General features: G+C 42.3%; 19 protein-coding genes. 12 read left to right on the top strand and 7 right to left on the bottom strand.

The window, feature by feature from the left end:
• Nucleotides 1-191 precede the first annotated feature (191 nt).
• Nucleotides 192-1661 carry a decarboxylating NADP(+)-dependent phosphogluconate dehydrogenase gene (gene gnd / locus PATL_RS10775; protein ID WP_011574916.1) on the top strand — a complete coding sequence of 490 codons (1470 nt, stop codon included), beginning with the start codon at nucleotides 192-194 and terminating at the stop codon, nucleotides 1659-1661.
• Nucleotides 1662-2268: 607 nt separating this feature from the next.
• On the top strand, nucleotides 2269-3084 hold the full coding sequence (locus tag PATL_RS10770; RefSeq protein ID WP_011574915.1) for a TlpA family protein disulfide reductase: 816 nt from the start codon (nucleotides 2269-2271) through the stop codon (nucleotides 3082-3084).
• Nucleotides 3085-3092: 8 nt separating this feature from the next.
• Here PATL_RS10770 and PATL_RS10765 read toward each other — a convergent pair whose 3' ends face one another.
• Entirely contained in the window at nucleotides 3093-3368 is a 276-nt protein-coding gene (locus tag PATL_RS10765; protein ID WP_011574914.1) for a TIGR03643 family protein, read from the bottom strand.
• Nucleotides 3369-4331: 963 nt separating this feature from the next.
• Here PATL_RS10765 and PATL_RS10760 point away from each other — a divergent pair.
• Genes PATL_RS10760 through PATL_RS10750 form a run of 3 tightly spaced genes read left to right on the top strand, consistent with a single transcriptional unit; the run spans nucleotide 4332 to nucleotide 5592 of the window.
• Entirely contained in the window at nucleotides 4332-4811 is a 480-nt protein-coding gene (locus PATL_RS10760; RefSeq protein WP_011574913.1) for a YeeE/YedE family protein, read from the top strand.
• Nucleotides 4811-5284, top strand: a complete 474-nt coding sequence (locus tag PATL_RS10755) for a YeeE/YedE family protein (protein WP_011574912.1) — start codon at nucleotides 4811-4813, stop codon at nucleotides 5282-5284. The genes PATL_RS10760 and PATL_RS10755 overlap by 1 nt, the downstream gene beginning before the upstream one ends.
• A gap of 5 nt (nucleotides 5285-5289) precedes the next feature.
• Nucleotides 5290-5592: an ArsR/SmtB family transcription factor gene (locus PATL_RS10750; protein WP_011574911.1), complete on the top strand. Its 303-nt coding sequence runs from the start codon at nucleotides 5290-5292 to the stop codon at nucleotides 5590-5592.
• A gap of 94 nt (nucleotides 5593-5686) precedes the next feature.
• On the opposite strand, the gene PATL_RS10745 is transcribed toward PATL_RS10750, so the two are convergent.
• The gene (locus PATL_RS10745; RefSeq protein ID WP_011574910.1) at nucleotides 5687-8815 is read right to left on the bottom strand and encodes an ATP-binding protein; all 3129 of its coding nucleotides are present in this window, start codon (nucleotides 8813-8815) and stop codon (nucleotides 5687-5689) included.
• Between the two features lie 416 nt (nucleotides 8816-9231).
• Between PATL_RS10745 and PATL_RS10740 the strand changes: the two genes are divergently transcribed.
• The gene (locus tag PATL_RS10740; RefSeq protein ID WP_011574909.1) at nucleotides 9232-10113 is read left to right on the top strand and encodes a universal stress protein; all 882 of its coding nucleotides are present in this window, start codon (nucleotides 9232-9234) and stop codon (nucleotides 10111-10113) included.
• 261 nt (nucleotides 10114-10374) lie between these two features.
• On the opposite strand, the gene PATL_RS10735 is transcribed toward PATL_RS10740, so the two are convergent.
• Nucleotides 10375-10959, bottom strand: coding sequence for a GNAT family N-acetyltransferase (locus PATL_RS10735; RefSeq protein ID WP_011574908.1), 585 nt, complete (start codon nucleotides 10957-10959; stop codon nucleotides 10375-10377).
• A 382-nt stretch (nucleotides 10960-11341) separates the two neighbouring features.
• Between PATL_RS10735 and PATL_RS10725 the strand changes: the two genes are divergently transcribed.
• The 3 genes from PATL_RS10725 (at nucleotide 11342) to PATL_RS10715 (ending at nucleotide 13235) form a co-directional block, all read left to right on the top strand.
• Complete coding sequence (locus PATL_RS10725) at nucleotides 11342-11806, top strand: c-type cytochrome (RefSeq protein ID WP_011574907.1); 465 nt, start codon at nucleotides 11342-11344, stop codon at nucleotides 11804-11806.
• Between the two features lie 156 nt (nucleotides 11807-11962).
• Entirely contained in the window at nucleotides 11963-12925 is a 963-nt protein-coding gene (locus PATL_RS10720; protein WP_011574906.1) for a DnaJ C-terminal domain-containing protein, read from the top strand.
• A gap of 4 nt (nucleotides 12926-12929) precedes the next feature.
• Complete coding sequence (locus PATL_RS10715; protein ID WP_011574905.1) at nucleotides 12930-13235, top strand: chaperone modulator CbpM; 306 nt, start codon at nucleotides 12930-12932, stop codon at nucleotides 13233-13235.
• A gap of 33 nt (nucleotides 13236-13268) precedes the next feature.
• Here PATL_RS10715 and PATL_RS10710 read toward each other — a convergent pair whose 3' ends face one another.
• Nucleotides 13269-14126: a cation diffusion facilitator family transporter gene (locus PATL_RS10710; RefSeq protein ID WP_011574904.1), complete on the bottom strand. Its 858-nt coding sequence runs from the start codon at nucleotides 14124-14126 to the stop codon at nucleotides 13269-13271.
• Between the two features lie 202 nt (nucleotides 14127-14328).
• Between PATL_RS10710 and PATL_RS10705 the strand changes: the two genes are divergently transcribed.
• The 3 genes from PATL_RS10705 to PATL_RS10695 all read left to right on the top strand — a co-directional run bounded on the left by PATL_RS10705 (nucleotide 14329) and on the right by PATL_RS10695 (nucleotide 16698).
• A complete protein-coding gene (locus PATL_RS10705) occupies nucleotides 14329-15525 on the top strand; it encodes a two-component system sensor histidine kinase NtrB (protein WP_011574903.1) in 1197 nt (398 codons plus the stop codon).
• Complete coding sequence (locus PATL_RS10700) at nucleotides 15515-16153, top strand: response regulator transcription factor (protein ID WP_011574902.1); 639 nt, start codon at nucleotides 15515-15517, stop codon at nucleotides 16151-16153. The genes PATL_RS10705 and PATL_RS10700 overlap by 11 nt, the downstream gene beginning before the upstream one ends.
• 137 nt (nucleotides 16154-16290) lie before the next feature.
• Nucleotides 16291-16698, top strand: a complete 408-nt coding sequence (locus PATL_RS10695; protein ID WP_011574901.1) for a response regulator transcription factor — start codon at nucleotides 16291-16293, stop codon at nucleotides 16696-16698.
• A 179-nt stretch (nucleotides 16699-16877) separates the two neighbouring features.
• On the opposite strand, the gene PATL_RS10690 is transcribed toward PATL_RS10695, so the two are convergent.
• The 3 genes from PATL_RS10690 to PATL_RS10680 all read right to left on the bottom strand — a co-directional run bounded on the left by PATL_RS10690 (nucleotide 16878) and on the right by PATL_RS10680 (nucleotide 18530).
• Nucleotides 16878-17300 (bottom strand): universal stress protein, encoded by a 423-nt coding sequence (locus tag PATL_RS10690; protein WP_011574900.1) that lies wholly within the window; start codon nucleotides 17298-17300, stop codon nucleotides 16878-16880.
• Between the two features lie 430 nt (nucleotides 17301-17730).
• Nucleotides 17731-17910: a hypothetical protein gene (locus tag PATL_RS10685; RefSeq protein ID WP_041713693.1), complete on the bottom strand. Its 180-nt coding sequence runs from the start codon at nucleotides 17908-17910 to the stop codon at nucleotides 17731-17733.
• 266 nt (nucleotides 17911-18176) lie between these two features.
• Nucleotides 18177-18530 carry a cupredoxin domain-containing protein gene (locus tag PATL_RS10680; protein ID WP_011574898.1) on the bottom strand — a complete coding sequence of 118 codons (354 nt, stop codon included), beginning with the start codon at nucleotides 18528-18530 and terminating at the stop codon, nucleotides 18177-18179.
• Nucleotides 18531-18545 lie beyond the last annotated feature (15 nt).

Genomic DNA, 18545 nt, shown 5'->3' with positions numbered 1-18545 from the left:
CAAATTACGCGGTTACTCATCGAAACACTGAACTGATTGGGCACAGAGCTAAAGTTGACCTTGATAAATTGCGCTTTTGCCCCCAGTAATCATGCAGTGTTTATAAGCCAATCAGATTTAATAGCCATGCCTTGTTTTAGCAATATTGGTATGCGTTTTTTTACTCAGTACACGTTATTAAGGAATGTGAAATGAAAAGCAAGTCGGACATCGGTTTAGTCGGTTTAGCCGTAATGGGTGAGAATTTGATCCTTAATATGGAATCAAAAGGTTTCACTGTAACTGCCTATAACAGAAGTTATTCAAAGGTTGAAAAATTTATTGGCGGGCGCGCTAAAGGTAAAAATATCCGCGGTGCAGACAGCGTACAATCCTTAGTGGAATCTCTTGCCACTCCACGTAAAGTGATGCTGATGGTCAAAGCAGGCCAAGCTGTAGATGATTTCATCGAACAGCTTATTCCTTTTCTGGACGAAGGCGACATCATCATTGACGGTGGCAATACACACTTCCCAGATTCAAATCGCAGAACTGAGTATTTAGAGAGCAAAGGCTTATTGTATATCGGTACGGGTGTGTCTGGTGGCGAAGAGGGGGCTTTGAAGGGTCCTTCTATTATGCCTGGCGGCTCAAAAAAAGCGTGGCCATTAGTTAAGGATATTTTCCAAGCTATCTCAGCCAAAGTGGCTGATGAAAATGGTAACGAAGTTGTTCCTTGCTGTGATTGGGTCGGCGATGCTGGCGCGGGTCATTTTGTAAAAATGGTGCACAACGGTATCGAATACGGTGACATGCAACTCATCTGCGAAGCCTACCAATTAATGAAAGTAGTACTTGGCTTAAACTCTGATGAGATCCAAAAAGTATTTGCGCATTGGAATACCACCGAATTAGACAGCTACCTTATCGACATCACCAAAGACATCTTTGCCTTCAAAGATGAAGACGGTGAACCTCTGGTTGAAAAAATCCTCGATACAGCAGGGCAAAAGGGCACGGGTAAATGGACTGGGGTGACCGCACTGGATTTGGGTGTACCGTTGACGTTAATCGCTGATTCTGTGTTTGCTCGTTGTATTTCTGCAAAAAAAGAGCAGCGTGTAGAAGCATCTAAGGTTGTGACTGGACCTGAGGTTAACTTCACAGGAGATAAAGAAGCCTTTATCGAAAACCTTCGCCAAGCAGTGCTTGCTGCTAAAATCGTATCCTATGCTCAAGGTTATATGCTAATGCAAGAAGCCGCAAAAGAGTTCGGCTGGGAGCTTAACTATGGCGGTATCGCGCTAATGTGGCGTGGCGGATGTATTATCCGTTCAGCGTTTTTAGGCAAGATAAAAGAAGCTTATGATACCGATCCAAAGCTAGAAAATTTATTGCTAACGCCTTATTTCAAAGACACCGTGGAATCTGCTCAAGCAGGGTGGAGGAATGTGGTTGGCACTGCAGTAATGAATGGTATTGCCATTCCTTGCTTAAGCTCAGCATTAACCTATTTTGATGGGTTTAGAACTGCGCGCCTTCCAGCGAATTTGTTGCAAGCCCAACGCGACTATTTCGGTGCCCACACGTATGAGCGCACTGACAAGCCAAGAGGTGAGTTTTTCCACACCAATTGGACTGGTCGTGGTGGCGATACAGCCTCAACCACTTACGACGTATAGTGTTTAACTAACGTTTAGTTCCTAACTAACGTCAACCAATATAATGAGTTAAGGGCAGGGGACATGCTGCTCTTAACTCATTTAATATTGAGTGATGTATCCCATTCGGATCGCGATTTCAGCAAGCCTATTCATCTAATAACTTCAAATTTATCTTAGTTTTATCATCACGTTATTCAACATTTTTCTTAAAGCGTTCTGCAGGCATATTAAGCATTAATAATAGTTTATTTACGCTGCGCTCCAACTAGGCATCTGGTGTGTAGTGCAAGAAATAGCCTATCCGTTTATGTAGTCTGGATAAATTAATCACACTCAAAATTTCGCTTTAATAAAACGATAGATACAAAGGGCTTACTATCGATCTTCATACCCGTATAACGCTAATTATATGGGTGTAATACACATTGCAATCATTCATTGCCGTCTCAGAATTCATCCTGTGGGTTGCCGCTGACATGGAGATAAAGTCGAGAATAGTGATACAATTTACCGATATTCAAGTGTAATCCACAGCAGTCAGTCAATTTAGAATGCCAATTGGCGCTATACCTGTGTTTTAGCTAATTTCTCTCAATTTATTATCACAAACAGTAAGGGCCCACTTTTGTCATCAATCACATTCGGTTCTTTCGCGCTTCCTGTATCTCCTATTATTCTGCTGGTTAGCCTCATGGTAGGGCTGTTAGTGGTGGCTATTTTAGGCAGAAAACAAAGTATTTCCGTTGGTGACTCCCTGGTCAGCATTGTCATTTACAGTTTGGTGGTAGGCAGGATTGTATTTGTCATTAAGTTTTTCGATAGTTACGACTCGCTATGGCAAGTGTTAGATATACGTGACCGTGGTTTTGATATGTTTTCCAGCTTCATTGCAGGTCTTCTCATCCTGTTGTTACAAATACACCGGCACCCGCAGCAACGAAAAATACTGATAGCGGGTGCAGCGACAACGGTCCTGCTATTTACCAGTATTCAAGGAGTTATCAACGCAGGCAATGAACAATCAGCACTTCCTAATTTAGCCTTCAATACACCACAGGGCGCTTCAGTTAATTTGCAACACGTCTCGAATCAAAATATAACAGTGATTAATCTTTGGGCTTCTTGGTGTGGACCTTGTAGACGCGAAATGCCGGTGCTTTACAGCGCTGAACAACGTTTCCCAAGCGTCAAGTTTATTATGTTAAATCAAAGAGAGCCCGCGGATGTGGTCACCGAGTTTCTAGCAGAGATCGATTTACATTTTAATTATGTCTTACTCGACACTAAAGGAGATATCGCCACAATGATGGGGGCTCATGGTTTACCCATGACCTTATTTTACGATGCAAGTGGCGAGATGATTTCCAGCCACTTTGGCGAGGTATCTGCAGCGAGCTTACAGGCTGAGTTGCAAAATTTAACCCAAAAGAGTACTCAGTAACGCTACTGTTATTTCCCAGAGCGTACTTTGTATTGGGACATACAATAACCGCGGGTCACTAACGGATTGCGTATTTTCTGATGTTTAGTTTTACGTCCCGAGACACGGGCTCGCCAGTTTTTAAATGCCCTGTGATGTAAGTTAGCACGCATCAGCTTAATGGTTTGTGACTCACTGAAACCATACTCCCGATGAATAGCCTCAAACGGTGTGCGGTCTTCCCAGGCCATCTCGATAATGCGTGATATCTCTGGTGACATTGAGTTGTGTTTAGCCAAGTTCATATTGCCTCTATTAAAGCGCACCGTGTGATAGTGCATTTTTCATAGCGACTGTATACGACAATCAGCGACAGCTAAGATCACTTTGATACGCTAAGTTATGCTTATGGTGAGTGCGCAAGTACGCGAAATACATTGGTCTGTTTATAGCGAACAGCTGTCTTTAGTGAATAAGTCTGATGCCATGAGTATGCTGGGCAGTAAACCGAACAACTTATAATAAGATTAAAAATTCTATTTTCGAAGGGCACGCATTTCGCTCGCTGTTGAGTACCAGCTTGTTTAGCGCCTAATATAGTTAATTTAACATAATATACATTATACGAATATTGGTACTATTATCTGTGCGAGCATTTGGGCTCACTGCAGATTCATCATTTTGATAGTCTGAACTCGTTGTGCACGCTTTCACGTTTACTGGCGTAACCAGCTATCGCATTACATAGCATTTTCATTTGTGCTGATGTTTGGCCTATGATGCAAATTACAGTGTCGACTTTGCACAGCACCATTTATTATCTATCCGCTTGCGTAATATCTACGAGCAGCCTGTGCATCATTCCAATAGTCATTAGCGCCTGCTTTTTTCAGCCTTGTGGGATATCCCCAAATTTGTATAATTCGAGTAATACTCTTAAAAATCTTGTCATCGTTACTAACACGCGAAGTTATCAATTCCCGTAGAAGCAGTCTCTTATGAAAATCACATTTTTTGAAAATCACATTTCTAAAATGAATCTAAACCCTCATGCATAGCGATCAATTCTTAGTATGAGCCATCAGCAGATGTGACGATAACCGGTTTGCGAAATGATATGAGACATCGGAGCACTCAATGACGTATTACTCGATTGACGCCCTTATATTTACGCAACAATATACCTTTGCAATAACTACCACTTTAAATTGCCGCCTTAATATCGTATATTTACGAATAACGATATTTATAACCTGGTTTATCTAAATATGAACACTAATTTGATTCTACAGGCCTTTTTAGGCGGCGGTTTAATTGGCTTAGGTGCTTTTGCGCTGATGCTGTTTAATGGCAGAATTGCCGGTATTTCCGGTATCACCTTCGGCGCTATTTTTAGTCACAATGGTGGTGGTAAAAATAACAATAGCGAGAACAACAAATGGCGTTGGTTCTTCATTCTTGGGTTAGTGATTGCGCCATTGATCACCAGTGTGTTTGGCTTTTCATTGCCTGATACCTTTCCCAGTGCTTTTAGTGCGAGTAGCAACAATGTCATCAATATATCATTGATGGTAATTGGCGGTTTGTTAGTGGGTTTTGGTACTAACCTGGGTTCAGGCTGCACCAGTGGCCATGGTATATGCGGTATTAGTCGATTATCTGCTCGCTCAATTACCGCAACCTGTGTGTTTATGGTTTCCGCCATTCTCACGGTTGCAATGATTAAACACCTGTTTGGAGGTGCATAATGCAAGTGACTAATGCCCGTAACAATGCGGTTACATCACAGGTTTCTACTTCGACGTATAATCTAGTTGCTTTGTTGTCGGGGATTTTATTTGGCGCCGGTTTAACAATTTCAACTATGGTTGACCCTGCTCGTGTCATTGGCTTTCTTGATGTATTTGGTGCATGGGAGCCAACCCTCGCCTTTGTGATGATGGGTGGAATATCCGTGTACATGCCTTTGTATTGGGCATTCGTTAAACCCAAAAATAGAACGATACTTGGTAGCTCACTTCATCTGCCAACAAAAACTGACATCGATAAACCGCTGATCTTCGGTGCATTGCTGTTTGGTATCGGCTGGGGAATATCCGGAATATGCCCAGGGCCTGCATTAACCAACATAACCAGTGGCGATATGGGTATATATGCTTTCATACTCTCTATGGTAGTTGGTATGATTAGCGCCTCTAAAATGAGCAAAAAATTAGGATAACCCATATGACACTTGATGATATGCGCGACAACGCAGATAAAGCCGCAGCGCTCTTGAAGGCAATGGCTAATCAGCATAGGTTAATGTTGTTGTGCTTATTGAATAACGGTGAAATGTCAGTTTCCTCGTTAAATCAACAAGTGGCGATCCCCCAATCTAGTTTATCTCAGCACTTGGCGGCGTTGAGACGCGAAAAATTAGTGGTGACCAGACGTGACGCCCAAACGATCTATTATTCTTTGGCCAGTGATGAAGTAAAAGCGGTTATTAATACCTTGTATACTTTGTACTGCGCGCCCCAAGATTAAAACGCGCGACTACCTCGTTCATGGTCATTAATTGAGGCCTTTTGAATTTTCACTAAGTGGCTCTAATTATTTTCTGATATTGGTATCTGGGAAATTAACGTTGAGGTGCCTGATAAACCGACAATGTCCACTTAGTGACTTTTTCTTGCATAATGTCTTCGTTGACGGGTTTTGTTAAGTAGTCATCCATGCCTGCACTTAAGCACTTATTTCGCTCGCCTAACATTGCGTTAGCTGTCATGGCAATAATAGGAATATTTTTATACAGCTCCCCTACTTCGCCTTTCCGAATACGCTGACTGGCCTCATATCCATTCATGATGGGCATTTGGCAATCCATTAGTACGCAGTGAATGACTTCATTCCTGCGCTCGGCCAATATCAGTTGTTGTAAGGCTTCTTTGCCATTTGTCGCTTGAAGTAAGGTCACAGGCAATCTCGACAGCACGCCTTTGGCCACTTCAACATTTATTTCGTTGTCATCCACCACCAGTACCCGAGCCCCTTTTATTTTCTCAAAATCACCAGGAGGGTTTTCAATCTGGCCGTTAATCTCTGGGGGGCGGTTTACACTTGCAGCCTCAATACTCGAAGAATTGGTATTTAACCGTGTCACTTTTTGCAGAAATTCAGTACGCAAAATTGGTTTAGTCAGCACGGTTGGCTTGATATTTTTCAACCACGCGGTGGGCTCACCGTCACGTTTAAGTAAAACCACTTTAGCGCTTCCATCATCTATGGCGATACATTCTAGCCACTTATCATCCAGCGCCATTAAGTCAGGATGTTGCTGGTCAATCACAATATAATCTACTCGCGGCTCTGACCAAGTGCTAGGCATCTCAGCAGCAAACATTTTATCGAAACTCTCAGCAGGGGTTATCGTTCCACCCAAGGCCTCGATCATCTGGCAAGTGCTTTGATATAGCGCTTTATGCTCAATAAACACCGCCGTGCTGATATTTGCTAAGCAAGTGGAAGGTGGTGATAATTGACACAAATTGGCATCTGCGCTGATAGAAAAATAAAATACGCTTCCTTGGTTTTTCTGTGACGTAAAATTCACCTCACCTTTTAATAAAGTGACTAATTGCCGGCAAATAGATAATCCTAACCCCGTACCCCCATGCTTCGAGGCAACGCTACTGTCTGCTTGCGAAAAAGCGCTGAAAAGTTTGTCCTGGTTTTCTTTAGCGATTCCTTCTCCTGAATCCGCGATAGCGCAATGTAAATGTACCTTGTCCTTCACAAGTTCAGTATGAGCGGATACTTTTATGTATCCCGTTTCAGTAAATTTAATCGCGTTGTTGACTAAATTAGTCAGAATCTGTGAAAAACGATGAGGATCGCTAACCATTGACTGGTAATTTAGGGCTGACACATCAATGATAAATTCTAGGCCTTTTTCTTGAGCCTTGACCGCCATACTGCCGCACAGACTCTCAATTAAATTTACTGGATTGAAAGGCTTAATATCTAAATCTAACTTGCCCGCTTCAATTTTTGACAGATCTAGAACGTCATTTACCAGCGTCGATAACGTATTGACACTGACTTCCGTCATCTCAATATATCGCTGCTGGTTTTCAGATAAGTGCTCACGTTTAACCAAGTTTAATGTGCCTATGATCCCATTGAGGGGCGTTCGCATTTCATGGCTAATGTTGGAAATAAACGCACTTTTGATGCCGCTGGCTTTTTGCAATTCTACTGTGCGAAGGGCGACTTTTTCCTCAAGTTCAGCGTTAGCCTGTTTTATTTTTTCATCTGCAATGCGCTCTTGAGTCACATCCCGGGCAATAATAGCGATGCCTTCGATCCGGTCTTCGCTATTCGCAATAGGAGAAAATGAAAGCGCTAAAAATATTGGTGAATTTTCTTGTGATTCAATTTGCGTTTCAATATTCAATTGGCGGTGTTTATTCGACAGCCGCTCAAATATATCGCTCAATTCAATGTCATCAAATACCCGAAGTTCCATCAAGGTTTTGCCAATCACATCTACAGCACTTAAGCTAAGTAACCCCTTGGCCGCATTGTTCCAGCTCTTTACCCTACCCGTCAGATCAACACTGATAATCGCATCTTTAGAGGCGCTGACGATCGCAGCTGACTCGGCGCGAGCATCTGCTAGCTGTTTGCTTTTGTTTGCACTGCGATTAAAAAAGGCGAGCACAATCAACATGACAATTGTCGCGCTGAATAAAAAAGCATAAACCGTGGTTCTTCTGGTTGTTTCTATGGCGTGAACGAAACGCGCTGGTGCAATCAACTTAGCTTGAAGAAAGCCACCATCCACATCGTCATTGAGCGTCACTTTCTGATCTAATACGTAAAAAACATCACCTTCTTTATTGCGATAGCGGATTTGTGCAAATCGATGTGAGATGTTTTCTGTAACACTAAATACTGAGTTCCAGTTAAATTCCGGCGAGAGGTCGTGACTGTACTGATATTGTTCATCGGGAGTGATAAGAAAAAATCCATCACTGTCAGTTAACGTTAGAAAGTTTGGCGAGTCCAACGTATTGCTCAACGAGCTAAACAGCGGCAAGGTATTAATGTTAACAATAAGGAAACCAAAGCGTTTACCACTATCGTCGAATATCGGCAGCGATAATCGCAACATAGGTCGATATGGATAATCCAGTTTGCCATACTCTTTGTTAAGCGAAATGCGCGACATGTAAATTTCACCTTCTGACAAAGCTGCGCTCTTTTGGGCGTACTCACTGGCCCGTTTACTTTGCAATTGCTCTGGTGACACTACTTCAATATTACCGGCCACTCTATCAACCCTCACTAACTCCATGGCGGACTTATCAGCGCTTATCACCCTTATTTGATCGTACTCAGGGTTACTGGTTAAAAAAGCAGAAAAGATCATTTCCAAGCGTTGACGCCATTGGGCAGATGTAGTGTTGTCGAGCGGATCAACACCGTTGTGTTCCAATGCTCTGGGTAACCCACTGACTGGTGGAGTCGCGTGCAGAAAGCGTAAATCTTGTCGATAATTTTCGATGTCCTCTTGAGCCTGTGCATTGATTTGATCGCCCGCTGCAGACAGAGTGCTCTTTAACTCATCTGTAACAGACTGGCTTAGTTGAAATTCGAAAACCGCCACTGCGCTGGCCAATAGGAGCAAAATAGCCACTAACGTTATGGGTAGTACATGCTTATGAAATTTAAATTGACTACGAAGAGGAGGAATCGCCTGCGCCATTAATAATCCTTAGTTAGCCCTGAGTCTTACAACATTGGCGAAATACCAAACATTCAGGACGTACAGACTATATACTTTAGTATAATAAGACCAGTGGGACGGCAGTCTTTTTTTGCTTCAATGAGAGTATTTTTATTACCCTTTCATATTTCAGTGGAAACCACATTTTTTATCCCGACGTCATCATCTGGCGCGTAATTTCGGTCATAGGGACGTTATATTGTCTCTTCATTTATGTGGTTTTCCGCGTGAATTCACATCCGAAATGCGTATGCTGTTCAGCCAATCATTTAGTTGTCGCCTTCGTTTAAAAACTTGTTTTAGCACAATATTTTGGTATAAAAATTAAAATAGTATGATAATAAAGCAGATACTAAAGCAATTGTAAGTTGCCTTTATAACCAAGGAGTTCCCCAGTGAATGTTAAGCGTATATTAGTTATCGCCGATCGTAAGGATTCTTCGCAACAAGCCTTAGCCCATGCAACTTTGATGGCTAAGCAGTTTAATGCATCAATTCATGTAGCCGGTTTTTGTTACGAACGCTTGTCCGTGCTAGATGAAAGCATGTCTAAAAGTGACATCGATACTGCTAAGCAAAAGATCGTCCAAGCCAGCCAAGCGTGGTTAGATGAAACCGTGTCTGAATCGTCATTACCAGTATCAACAACGGACGAAATGGTGTGGAGTAAAGACATTGCCGCTTGGGTCACTAAACATTGCTCAACTCACCAGTATGATTTAATTATCAAAACTGGGCATCGCAGCGAACACGCGTTTTATGTACCTACTGACTGGCAACTATTACGCAGCGGTAATGTGCCATTGCTCTTAGTGGCTGAAAAGAAATGGCGCAAAAAGCAATCGATCATGCTCACTCTTGACATGGCTTCGACTAAAAAGACCAAGCAAGCACTTAATCAAAAAGTGATCGATGCGGGGAAAGTGCTAGCCAACGCGAACAATATGCCAATACATGTATGTTTTAGTCTCGCCTTGTCACCTGTTCTCAAAGATTTAGGCATCATCGATAAGCGTAAATCGTTAAAAGAGGCTAAAAAGAAATACATACCCAAAATACAGGCTATGTTTGGCAGCCAAGGTATCCTAGAAGAAAACATACATATTAAAGTAGGTTACGCCGATAAAGTGGTACCCAGTGTTGCATCAGATGTGGGAGCGGCGTTGGTCATTATGGGCAGTGTTGGCCGCAAGGGCCTTAAAGCGAAAGTGTTAGGCAACACAGCAGAAAGCGTTTTGACCTTGCTAAAAACCGATGTGCTGATCATTCAACCCTAGGTTAGTACCCATATTGGTATTGCCATTTACCCGAAGGTGTGGGGATGGCAGTCCAGACCGTTTGCAAATCTGAGCTTAATTTAATTTTGTATATACTATGAAAGAATATCGGCATCACTGCACATGCAAATCCGATATTAAATAAAGGCACTGCTAAGCTCCCCCCTGCGCCCAATTGTCGCGATAAAAACCACAGCCCCCTTTAATCGATAACAACAAGGCTAACGATTAAAGGGACATAAAGGCTGATAATATTGAACTTTATAGGGTCAATGAGTAAATAACTTGATGGGCATCATCTCGATCTCGCTTTTCACTCATGTTCAGTTCGCGCGCTAACGCCCGCATATCTTGGTTATCTGCCAATTCGATGGCGTATAAAGAGCCGATATTATGTACTTTTGCATAGTCAATTAAATGTTCGGTCAATAGTTTACCCAACCCTTTGTGTTGCCAAGCATCACTGATGGTTATTGCAATCTCATGTGCGTTTTCATCGCCCGTATAGGCATAACGGCTCTCGCCAATTTCTTTTTCAGTCCCAGTAATAGGATCATGCTCTGTGGCGATAAATGCCATCGAATCTTCACCATCGATGGTACACAAGGTTTTTAACATAGACTCAGATAATGTGTTAATGCCGCCTAAGAAGCGATAATGTTTGGTCTGAGCAGATAGATTTTTAACGAAATCTGCCTCTAATGCCTTATCTTTTAGATTGATAGGCCTAATGGTAATTTTTTTACCATCCAAAATATGATGGCACAACTCGCCAGGCACATGAGACGGATTGATAGTTGATGCAGCGCTATCTGCATGCCCTGTACTTTGCATAGTATCTTTCATTTTTAATCACTCACTCTCTTCATTGATTTATGTAAGAGATTAAAGATGATTCAACCTCTTGCCGGTTTATTCCTATCTACGTTAATTGATAAAGAAACAGAGAATTTGACGCCGATCAATTAACCAGTAAGGCAAGTCAACAATCTGTCTGTAAGGGCAAGAGATAGCGGCGAACTCGTAACAATTATTTTTCACAGAGCGGCTAATACCAGTGCAGCTAACACCAGTGAAAATAACGCCAACGACGATTACACCAACACAATTTTCAGCAATCTTGATCAGCATCAATAAGGATTTAGATAGGTACTTCCTTTTTATGCCCGGCTTGGTTATTTTTTATGCGTAAGAGCAACATTAATCGCTGATTTTAAAAGGTGCTAACATGAAAAATTTATTGTTTATCAGTTTAATTACTCTGGTGATGTTTTTAGCTGGGTGCGGAAAAGGAGCTGATTCACCTAAGGGCTTTAGTCTACCTAAAGGGAGTGTAGAAAACGGAGAACTAGTATTTAACAAGTACCAGTGTTTGGCGTGTCACACCCTTGAAGGTTATGACGATGCGGCCTTGGGCAAAGTATTTGCTGATCCGATCCCACTTGGTGGCACATCAGCCAAAGTGAAAACTTATGCTCAGCTTGTGACTTCGATCATAAACCCCTCACATGAGCTTGCGCCGCGCTCGCGCGCGTTAGTGCCTGTCGTTGATGAAAATGGACAGTCAAAAATGACCGTATTTAACGACGTTATGACGGTTACAGAGATGATAGACGTGGTGGCTTTTTTACAACCAAAATATAAAGTTAAACCGATTCAATATACTAATTACTTACAATATCAAGTGCCCTAAGAAGCTGTAACACAGAAAATTCATACTAAACAATACAAGGTTAAACGCGGTAGAGCCGCGCTTTTCATCAGACATTTTTAGTATATATCGCAATACTTGTATGCCTAAAGTTCGTGCACATCGCGCACCTCAGGCATGATTACCACGAGATAGATAATGGAATTTAAAGATTACTATGCCATCCTTGGTGTTGCCAAAGACGCCGAGCTTAAAGAGATTAAAAAAGCGTACCGTAAACTTGCGCTCGAATTCCATCCTGATATGAATGCCGCAGACGATGCCGAAGAAAAGTTTAAAGAAGTTGCTGAAGCATACGAAGTCCTCAAAGATACTGAAAAACGCGCAGAATATGATGAGCTTCGCAAATATGGCGCGGGACAAAAGCAAGGCTTTACGCCTCCGCCAGGTTGGCAAAGTGGATCACAAAACACCCATTGGGATGGCAATAGTGAGGACTTTTCAGATTTTTTTAATTCTGTATTTTCAGCTCGTCGTTCTCGCCAGCAGCCTCACAATGACCCATTTAGTCAAGGGTACACTCGGGCTGATTATCCAATGACGGGGCAAGATGCTGAGCTTGAAGTGCCTATATTTTTAGAAGATACCCTGCATTCATCTGCTAAAACTGTCGAGTTTATGCAATCTGAAGTGATTAACGCTCAATTGGTCAAGAAAAAGAAAACCCTGAAAGTAAAAATACCGCAAGGGGTAGTAGATGGCCAGCGCATACGTCTTAAAGGGCAAGGTGGTAAAGGTAGTCAAGGCGGTGAAAACGGCGATTTGTATTTACATATTCGTTTGGTCCCCCACCCACTTTTCGATGTGCAAGGTCATGACTTAACGATTACGCTGCCACTTGCCCCATGGGAAGCAATATTGGGTACAGAAATCACTATTCCAACACTGGACGGCAAAGTCAAAATGACCGTGCAACCTAACAGCCAAACAGGTCAAAAATTACGAATTAAAGGAAAAGGTTTGAAACGTAAATCCGGCAACGGCGATCTTTTTGCCGTGCTCAAAATTGTTAATCCGCCTGAACCTGACGAACGAACGTTAACCCTATGGAATGAACTTGCTAAAACAAGTGCTTTCGATCCCAGAAAAGAATGGAGTTAACAATATGAACGAGTCAATACTCAGCGTTTCCATTGAAGAGCTATGTAAAAGTGATGACATTGACCAGACTATGGTAATAGAAGTGGTGGAATTTGGCATTGCTCGGCCTGTAGAGGGAAATACAATTCAAGACTGGAAGTTTGACACTTCCACAGTGCATTGGTTAAAAAAAGCGATTCGTCTTAACCGACAGTTAGAAATTGACTGGGTAGGTGTGGCGATGGTGATTGAGCTTTTGAAGCAACGAGAAGCACTCGAATATGAAAACCATGCCCTGCAACGGCAACTCGCGCGATTCTTAGAAACATAATCAGTCTACAGGGCAAAAATTAGCTATCAAGCATCAAGTTTCATGATCAGTTACGCTGTGTCTTGGCTCTATGTGTACTAACACATCTTGAATATTAAATTTTTTGGCTAATACCCGTTCAATTTCATCAGCGATGAGATGTGAATCTGCCGTGCTGAGTTCTGGGTCAACTGTGACGACAAGATCCGCCACCCGTCCATTCGGTACTTTTCTTGAGCGCACGCGAATAACTGAGTCGACGCTATCCAAGCGATTAATTTCAGCTGAAACAGCGCCAGGGTCTACATCGCTATAATCGACCAATATTGGGATAGCGCGCTGAAAAAGTTTGAAGGCCAAATAAAAAATGAGTAAAGACACCAGAATAGCAAAAGCAGTATCTAGCCAATAGTAACCGCGCGCAGCAAGCTGCCAGCCGACTATTACTACAATTGTGGTTAATACGTCACTTAAGGTATGGCTAGCGTCAGCCTGTAACAAGTCTGACGCTAACTTTTTTGCCCAGTACCTCTGCCATATCGTTAGCAAGATGTTAACAACAAGCGTACCGGTCAGCACGATAAGCCCTAAGTAGTTCTGCTCCACCGCCTGACCGAAGCGGTTGTATGCATTAATTAACATTTCAAATGCGACGATACTCAACAAAGAAGCAAGACCAAACACTGCTAACTGTTCAAATTTCTGATGACCATATTGGTGGTCCTTATCGGCAGGCGAATTAGCAATATTGGTCGCCATCCACGCCATGATGTTATTCACCACATCCGTAAAAGAATGTACCGCATCAGCAATGACAGCGGCTGAATTAGCGCTGATCCCCACGGCTAACTTAACGCAACATATAAATAAGTTTACGCAACCTTCTATTAGTAAAACACGCTTCACGTTCATTACTTATGATCCCTTTGAAAAGCCCAGTCGCTGCACTCTTACCTGTCTATAAACGCCCAAAATACGCAGATAAAAAGAAGTTTACCTTTCCTAAGATAATAATTTTGGGTATTTTAAAATCTAGAGCTAATGATTGTCGAATAATATTTGGCAGCGAGATTTAACCTAAGCATTAGGCTTAACATGATTGCCTTGGAGCACTGTGGACAGCATAAATAAGCGACCTACCCCTGATCAGGATGAAGCGGATGCCCTCGCCAAATTAAACGCATTACTTAACGCGGCTGTCGATGCAATGATCATTATCGACCATACCGGCACGATTGAATTATTTAATGCAGCGGCCCAAAGAATGTTTGGCTATTCAGTGCAAGAGGTAATTGGCCAAAATATTAAGATGCTGATGCCTGAACCCTATCGTAAAGAGCATGATCAATATTTAGACAACTATATGAGAACCAATCAAGCTCGGATTATTGGTATTGGGCGTGAGGTAAAGGCGTGCAAGAAAGACGGTGAGATATTTCCTATCGAGCTTTCTGTTGGCGAAGTAAAAGAGTCAAGCCATAAACAGTTTGTTGGTATTATTCGTGATATTTCCGATCAAGTGCAAGCGCGCTCAGATGCTATTGCTAATCGAGAAAGATTAGCTCACGTAACCCGGCTTAGTACTATGGGAGAAATGGCTGCAGGGATTGCCCATGAAATCAATCAACCCTTATCTGCCGTAAGTAGTTATGCCCAAGCGTGCAAGAATTTATTGCAACGCGAAAACAGCTTAGCCAATGCATCTCAAAAACAAAAATTAACTGATACGCTAGAAAAAATCAGTAACCAAGCCCTAAGAGCCGTTGAAGTTATTCGGCGCCTACGAGAATTTGTCAAAAAGCGCAATACAGAAAGAGAGTACATTAACTTTAATGACCTTATTCAAGACACTATTGATTTGGCGAAAGTTGATACTCGCCTACTCGATCATGGTATAAAACTAACGTTATGTAACGCTCCCGCCCCGTGCTTGCTCGTAGACCAAGTACAGTTACAACAAGTCCTCTTTAACCTTATTCGTAACGCGATTGACGCCATGGAAGATCAACCCTCGGCGCCTGTAATGATCCACACAAAATGGATAAACGAACAATATCTGGAAGTGTCTATTTGCGATACTGGCTATGGCATAACAGAAGAAAATAGGGCGCGACTCTTTCACCCTTTTTTCACTACTAAAACGTCTGGTATGGGCATGGGGCTGCCTATTTGTCAGTCCATCATACAGTCGCACGGAGGTGAACTAAAGCATAGCCCTGGTAGCCCTCAAGGAAGTGTTTTTTCGTTTACCCTGCCCGCTAAACCTATCGTTAATCACAAAACCGATGAAGTAACTAACAATGAAGAATAAAAGCACGTCGTTTGAAACAGAACAAATCGTACATATTATTGATGATGACGAGGCAGTACTTGACTCTCTCAGTATGTTGTTGGATTCCGTTGGTGTGCACAACGCCATTTATGCTAACGCACAAGCATTCTTAAACAGCTTTTCATCAGACGATATTAGTATGCTAAGTGGCTGCATTGTACTGGATATCCGCATGCCTGGTATGAGTGGAATGGAATGCCAACAGCGCTTAGAAGCGCTTAAATGTCCTTTACCCATCATATTTATTACCGGCCATGGCGATGTACCAATGGCTGTCGAGGCGATGAAAAAAGGCGCGATAGAGTTTATTCAGAAGCCATTTCGTGAACAGGTTCTGCTCGACTGCATACAGCACGCTTTACAGGTCAATCGAGACAACCAACAGCGTACCTTGCACGCATTAGAGGTAGAAAAAAGATGCCAATCTCTTACTGAGCGAGAAACTGAAGTGATGCATAGGGTGATTGCCGGTCAAGCAAATAAAGTGATAGCCAGTGAGCTAAATTTAAGTCAACGCACGGTTGAGATCCACCGTGCAAATGTTATGGACAAAATGCAGGTAAGGTCTTTAGCTGAACTTGTTACCCTGGTGGTGGCTAAAGAGTAATCAATACTCATCATCTTTAATTCATATCTTTAATTCAGATCACTTAATGTGGCGGTAATTTGATCTAGCGCAACATCCTTTTTGGCGTGGGATATATCTTTACTTAGAATATCTTTAATCGTGCGTCGAATATCTCTATGATTAGTACTCTTGTAACCAAAAATCACCATCCAATCATCTATTTGGTAGATCACCAGAAGGATGCTCGGGCGGCGCTCTCAAAATTACTTTCTCCCCTGGATGTAACGATTCAATGTTTTGCCAGTGCTGAAAGTTTTATGCGTCAGCAAATCAGTGATGACGCAATCGGCATGATCATTGAAGCGCATCTCGAGGATAAAAAAGACAGTGGCATAGAGCTACTAGAAACGCTCGTCAAACGTGGTTTTCATTTACCGACTATTGTTATGGCAAGTTCCAGTGACATACCCACTGCGGTAAGAGCTATGCGAGCTAGCGCTGCTGATTTTATTGAAAAACCCTTTATAGAGCATGTATTGGTGCATGATGTACAACAGATAATAAATGGCGCAAAGCCGCATTGAGTTTTGCGTCATTCAAAACATATAGCGCTATAAACTATCCTTCATTCCTAATGACTTAATACACTTCTCAATACACTTGATAGTACTTAATAGCACTAGCCAAGGTTGTAGCACGCCTCGCCACGCTTAGCTGTGCCCATTCTAACATGACGCTACGCTCTATTTTTGAGTTCAGTACCCTACACTTTTACCGCCAAAACATCACATTTGACCCCATGCAGTACACCATTAGCGGTGGATCCTAACAGCAGTTTTAGCCCACTTTGGCCATGCGTACCGATAACAATTAAGTCAGCTTCGATGCGCTCTGCATATCGGTGTATTTCATCAGCAGGAGAGCCCACCGCAACGTGTGTGTTCTCTTTCGGTATTCCTGATGTCACGGCAATTTCTTCTAGTCTGCGTTCAGATTGTGCTTGCAGATTTATTAGTTCGTCATTTTCAAACGCAATACCATAAGGTTCGAAATACGTTTGTGCAAACGTGACATATAACAGATTCAGCTTCGAGGGTGAATCAGCCACTGCGAGCGCTTTACTCATCACTAAGTTCCCAGGACTGTTAATATCTAACGCAACCAATATCTTTTGATAACCGAGCATTGTTTTCTCCTCATTATATTAATGTCAAAGGTGACATTTTCATTCCGCATATGGATTTATTAACACCAATCCCACAATATAATTAAAGTCGATTTGAGAAAAAGAAGCTTGATCCATGTCAAGCCAAGTCCGAATAAAACGAACGTAGCCAGCAGGCGCAAGTAACACCACTATCGGAACATGCTCCATGGCAAATGAGGCCAACAAACATAACGTGGTAGCATGAGGGTTAACTAACTTTGAATGTGCTGTAAAAGGAGAGGCTTGATACGCAGAAGTTATCAAAGCTTAATTTGGCGTATCGCGAACGGTGAGGTTGTTTAATCAACGCCTATATCAGTATAGTCAGCTGAGCAATACCCATCGATATAGGCGCTTTTTAAAGGTGAGGTGTTATTAAATCGGCATGGGTGAAGCTAATCTTGCACTATTAGTGCGAGAAGCGACGAGGTTGGTCTTCATCATTCCACTTAGACTTATACCTGTTGACCTGTAAAGGTTTATGCAAAGAGCGAGACGTTCTGTTTAGCTTTCGAAACGTACCATCAATATAATTTTCGATAGACTCAATGTCTGCGTGTAGGTTGTATCTGTCTTGGAATGTTTTCATTGTGACTCTCCTTACTGGCTATATCAGTGGTGTAACGTATTTTTGCTATCCGTTATCACGTGCATTTGTTAAAACAAGTTGTCTTGTCAATGTGATAGCAATGGATATGCCAGCCTTATTGTCATCAGCAAAGCGCCCCTATCCCAAAGGATTCAAGGCAAAGAGCGCTAAGTTCGTAGATGGAAACATATACATAAGGGCATTAGGAAAGTAAATGCCACCATGAAGATGAAATAATTACACGTAACTCTAACTCGCCCTTAACATCACTCTGCGATGAGCTTTCCCTTATACATTTGCATCTGGCAGTGAAAGTCGTATTGGCCTTCACTTAGCGCAGGTAGCTCAATACGGTTACTTTGTCCCATTTTTAACGCCAAGCTTAAGTCCAATTGGGGGAAGATCACTGTTTCAGCGCAAGGTGCAGGATCCTGACGGTCAAAATCCAACGTTATCTTCGTACCCGCGCTCACCGTTATATTGCTAGGTTGGTAAACCCCATTATTGACTAAAATCTTAATTTGGTTACTGGTAGATTGCGCACGCTTAGGCGTATAAAGCCAAAACCACCACACGATAGCCGCGATAAGCAGTGCACCTAGTAGGTTGATGAACAACATCTGTTAACTCCAAAC

The organism is Paraglaciecola sp. T6c, from assembly GCF_000014225.1.
GTDB classification, from domain to species: Bacteria; Pseudomonadota; Gammaproteobacteria; order Enterobacterales; family Alteromonadaceae; genus Paraglaciecola; species Paraglaciecola atlantica_A.
Note: the sequence above shows the minus strand (reverse complement) of the source record. Positions and strands in the feature narration are given on the sequence as shown.

Coding starts and splice junctions, on each gene's coding strand:
- gnd (WP_011574916.1), top strand. CDS start 192: ATGAAAAGCAAGTCGGACATCGGTTTAGTCGGTTTAGCCGTAATGGGT.
- PATL_RS10765 (WP_011574914.1), bottom strand. CDS start 3,368: ATGAACTTGGCTAAACACAACTCAATGTCACCAGAGATATCACGCATT.
- PATL_RS10760 (WP_011574913.1), top strand. CDS start 4,332: ATGAACACTAATTTGATTCTACAGGCCTTTTTAGGCGGCGGTTTAATT.
- PATL_RS10755 (WP_011574912.1), top strand. CDS start 4,811: ATGCAAGTGACTAATGCCCGTAACAATGCGGTTACATCACAGGTTTCT.
- PATL_RS10750 (WP_011574911.1), top strand. CDS start 5,290: ATGACACTTGATGATATGCGCGACAACGCAGATAAAGCCGCAGCGCTC.
- PATL_RS10745 (WP_011574910.1), bottom strand. CDS start 8,815: ATGGCGCAGGCGATTCCTCCTCTTCGTAGTCAATTTAAATTTCATAAG.
- PATL_RS10735 (WP_011574908.1), bottom strand. CDS start 10,959: ATGAAAGATACTATGCAAAGTACAGGGCATGCAGATAGCGCTGCATCA.
- PATL_RS10725 (WP_011574907.1), top strand. CDS start 11,342: ATGAAAAATTTATTGTTTATCAGTTTAATTACTCTGGTGATGTTTTTA.
- PATL_RS10720 (WP_011574906.1), top strand. CDS start 11,963: ATGGAATTTAAAGATTACTATGCCATCCTTGGTGTTGCCAAAGACGCC.
- PATL_RS10715 (WP_011574905.1), top strand. CDS start 12,930: ATGAACGAGTCAATACTCAGCGTTTCCATTGAAGAGCTATGTAAAAGT.
- PATL_RS10710 (WP_011574904.1), bottom strand. CDS start 14,126: ATGAACGTGAAGCGTGTTTTACTAATAGAAGGTTGCGTAAACTTATTT.
- PATL_RS10700 (WP_011574902.1), top strand. CDS start 15,515: ATGAAGAATAAAAGCACGTCGTTTGAAACAGAACAAATCGTACATATT.
- PATL_RS10695 (WP_011574901.1), top strand. CDS start 16,291: ATGATTAGTACTCTTGTAACCAAAAATCACCATCCAATCATCTATTTG.
- PATL_RS10690 (WP_011574900.1), bottom strand. CDS start 17,300: ATGCTCGGTTATCAAAAGATATTGGTTGCGTTAGATATTAACAGTCCT.
- PATL_RS10685 (WP_041713693.1), bottom strand. CDS start 17,910: ATGAAAACATTCCAAGACAGATACAACCTACACGCAGACATTGAGTCT.
- PATL_RS10680 (WP_011574898.1), bottom strand. CDS start 18,530: ATGTTGTTCATCAACCTACTAGGTGCACTGCTTATCGCGGCTATCGTG.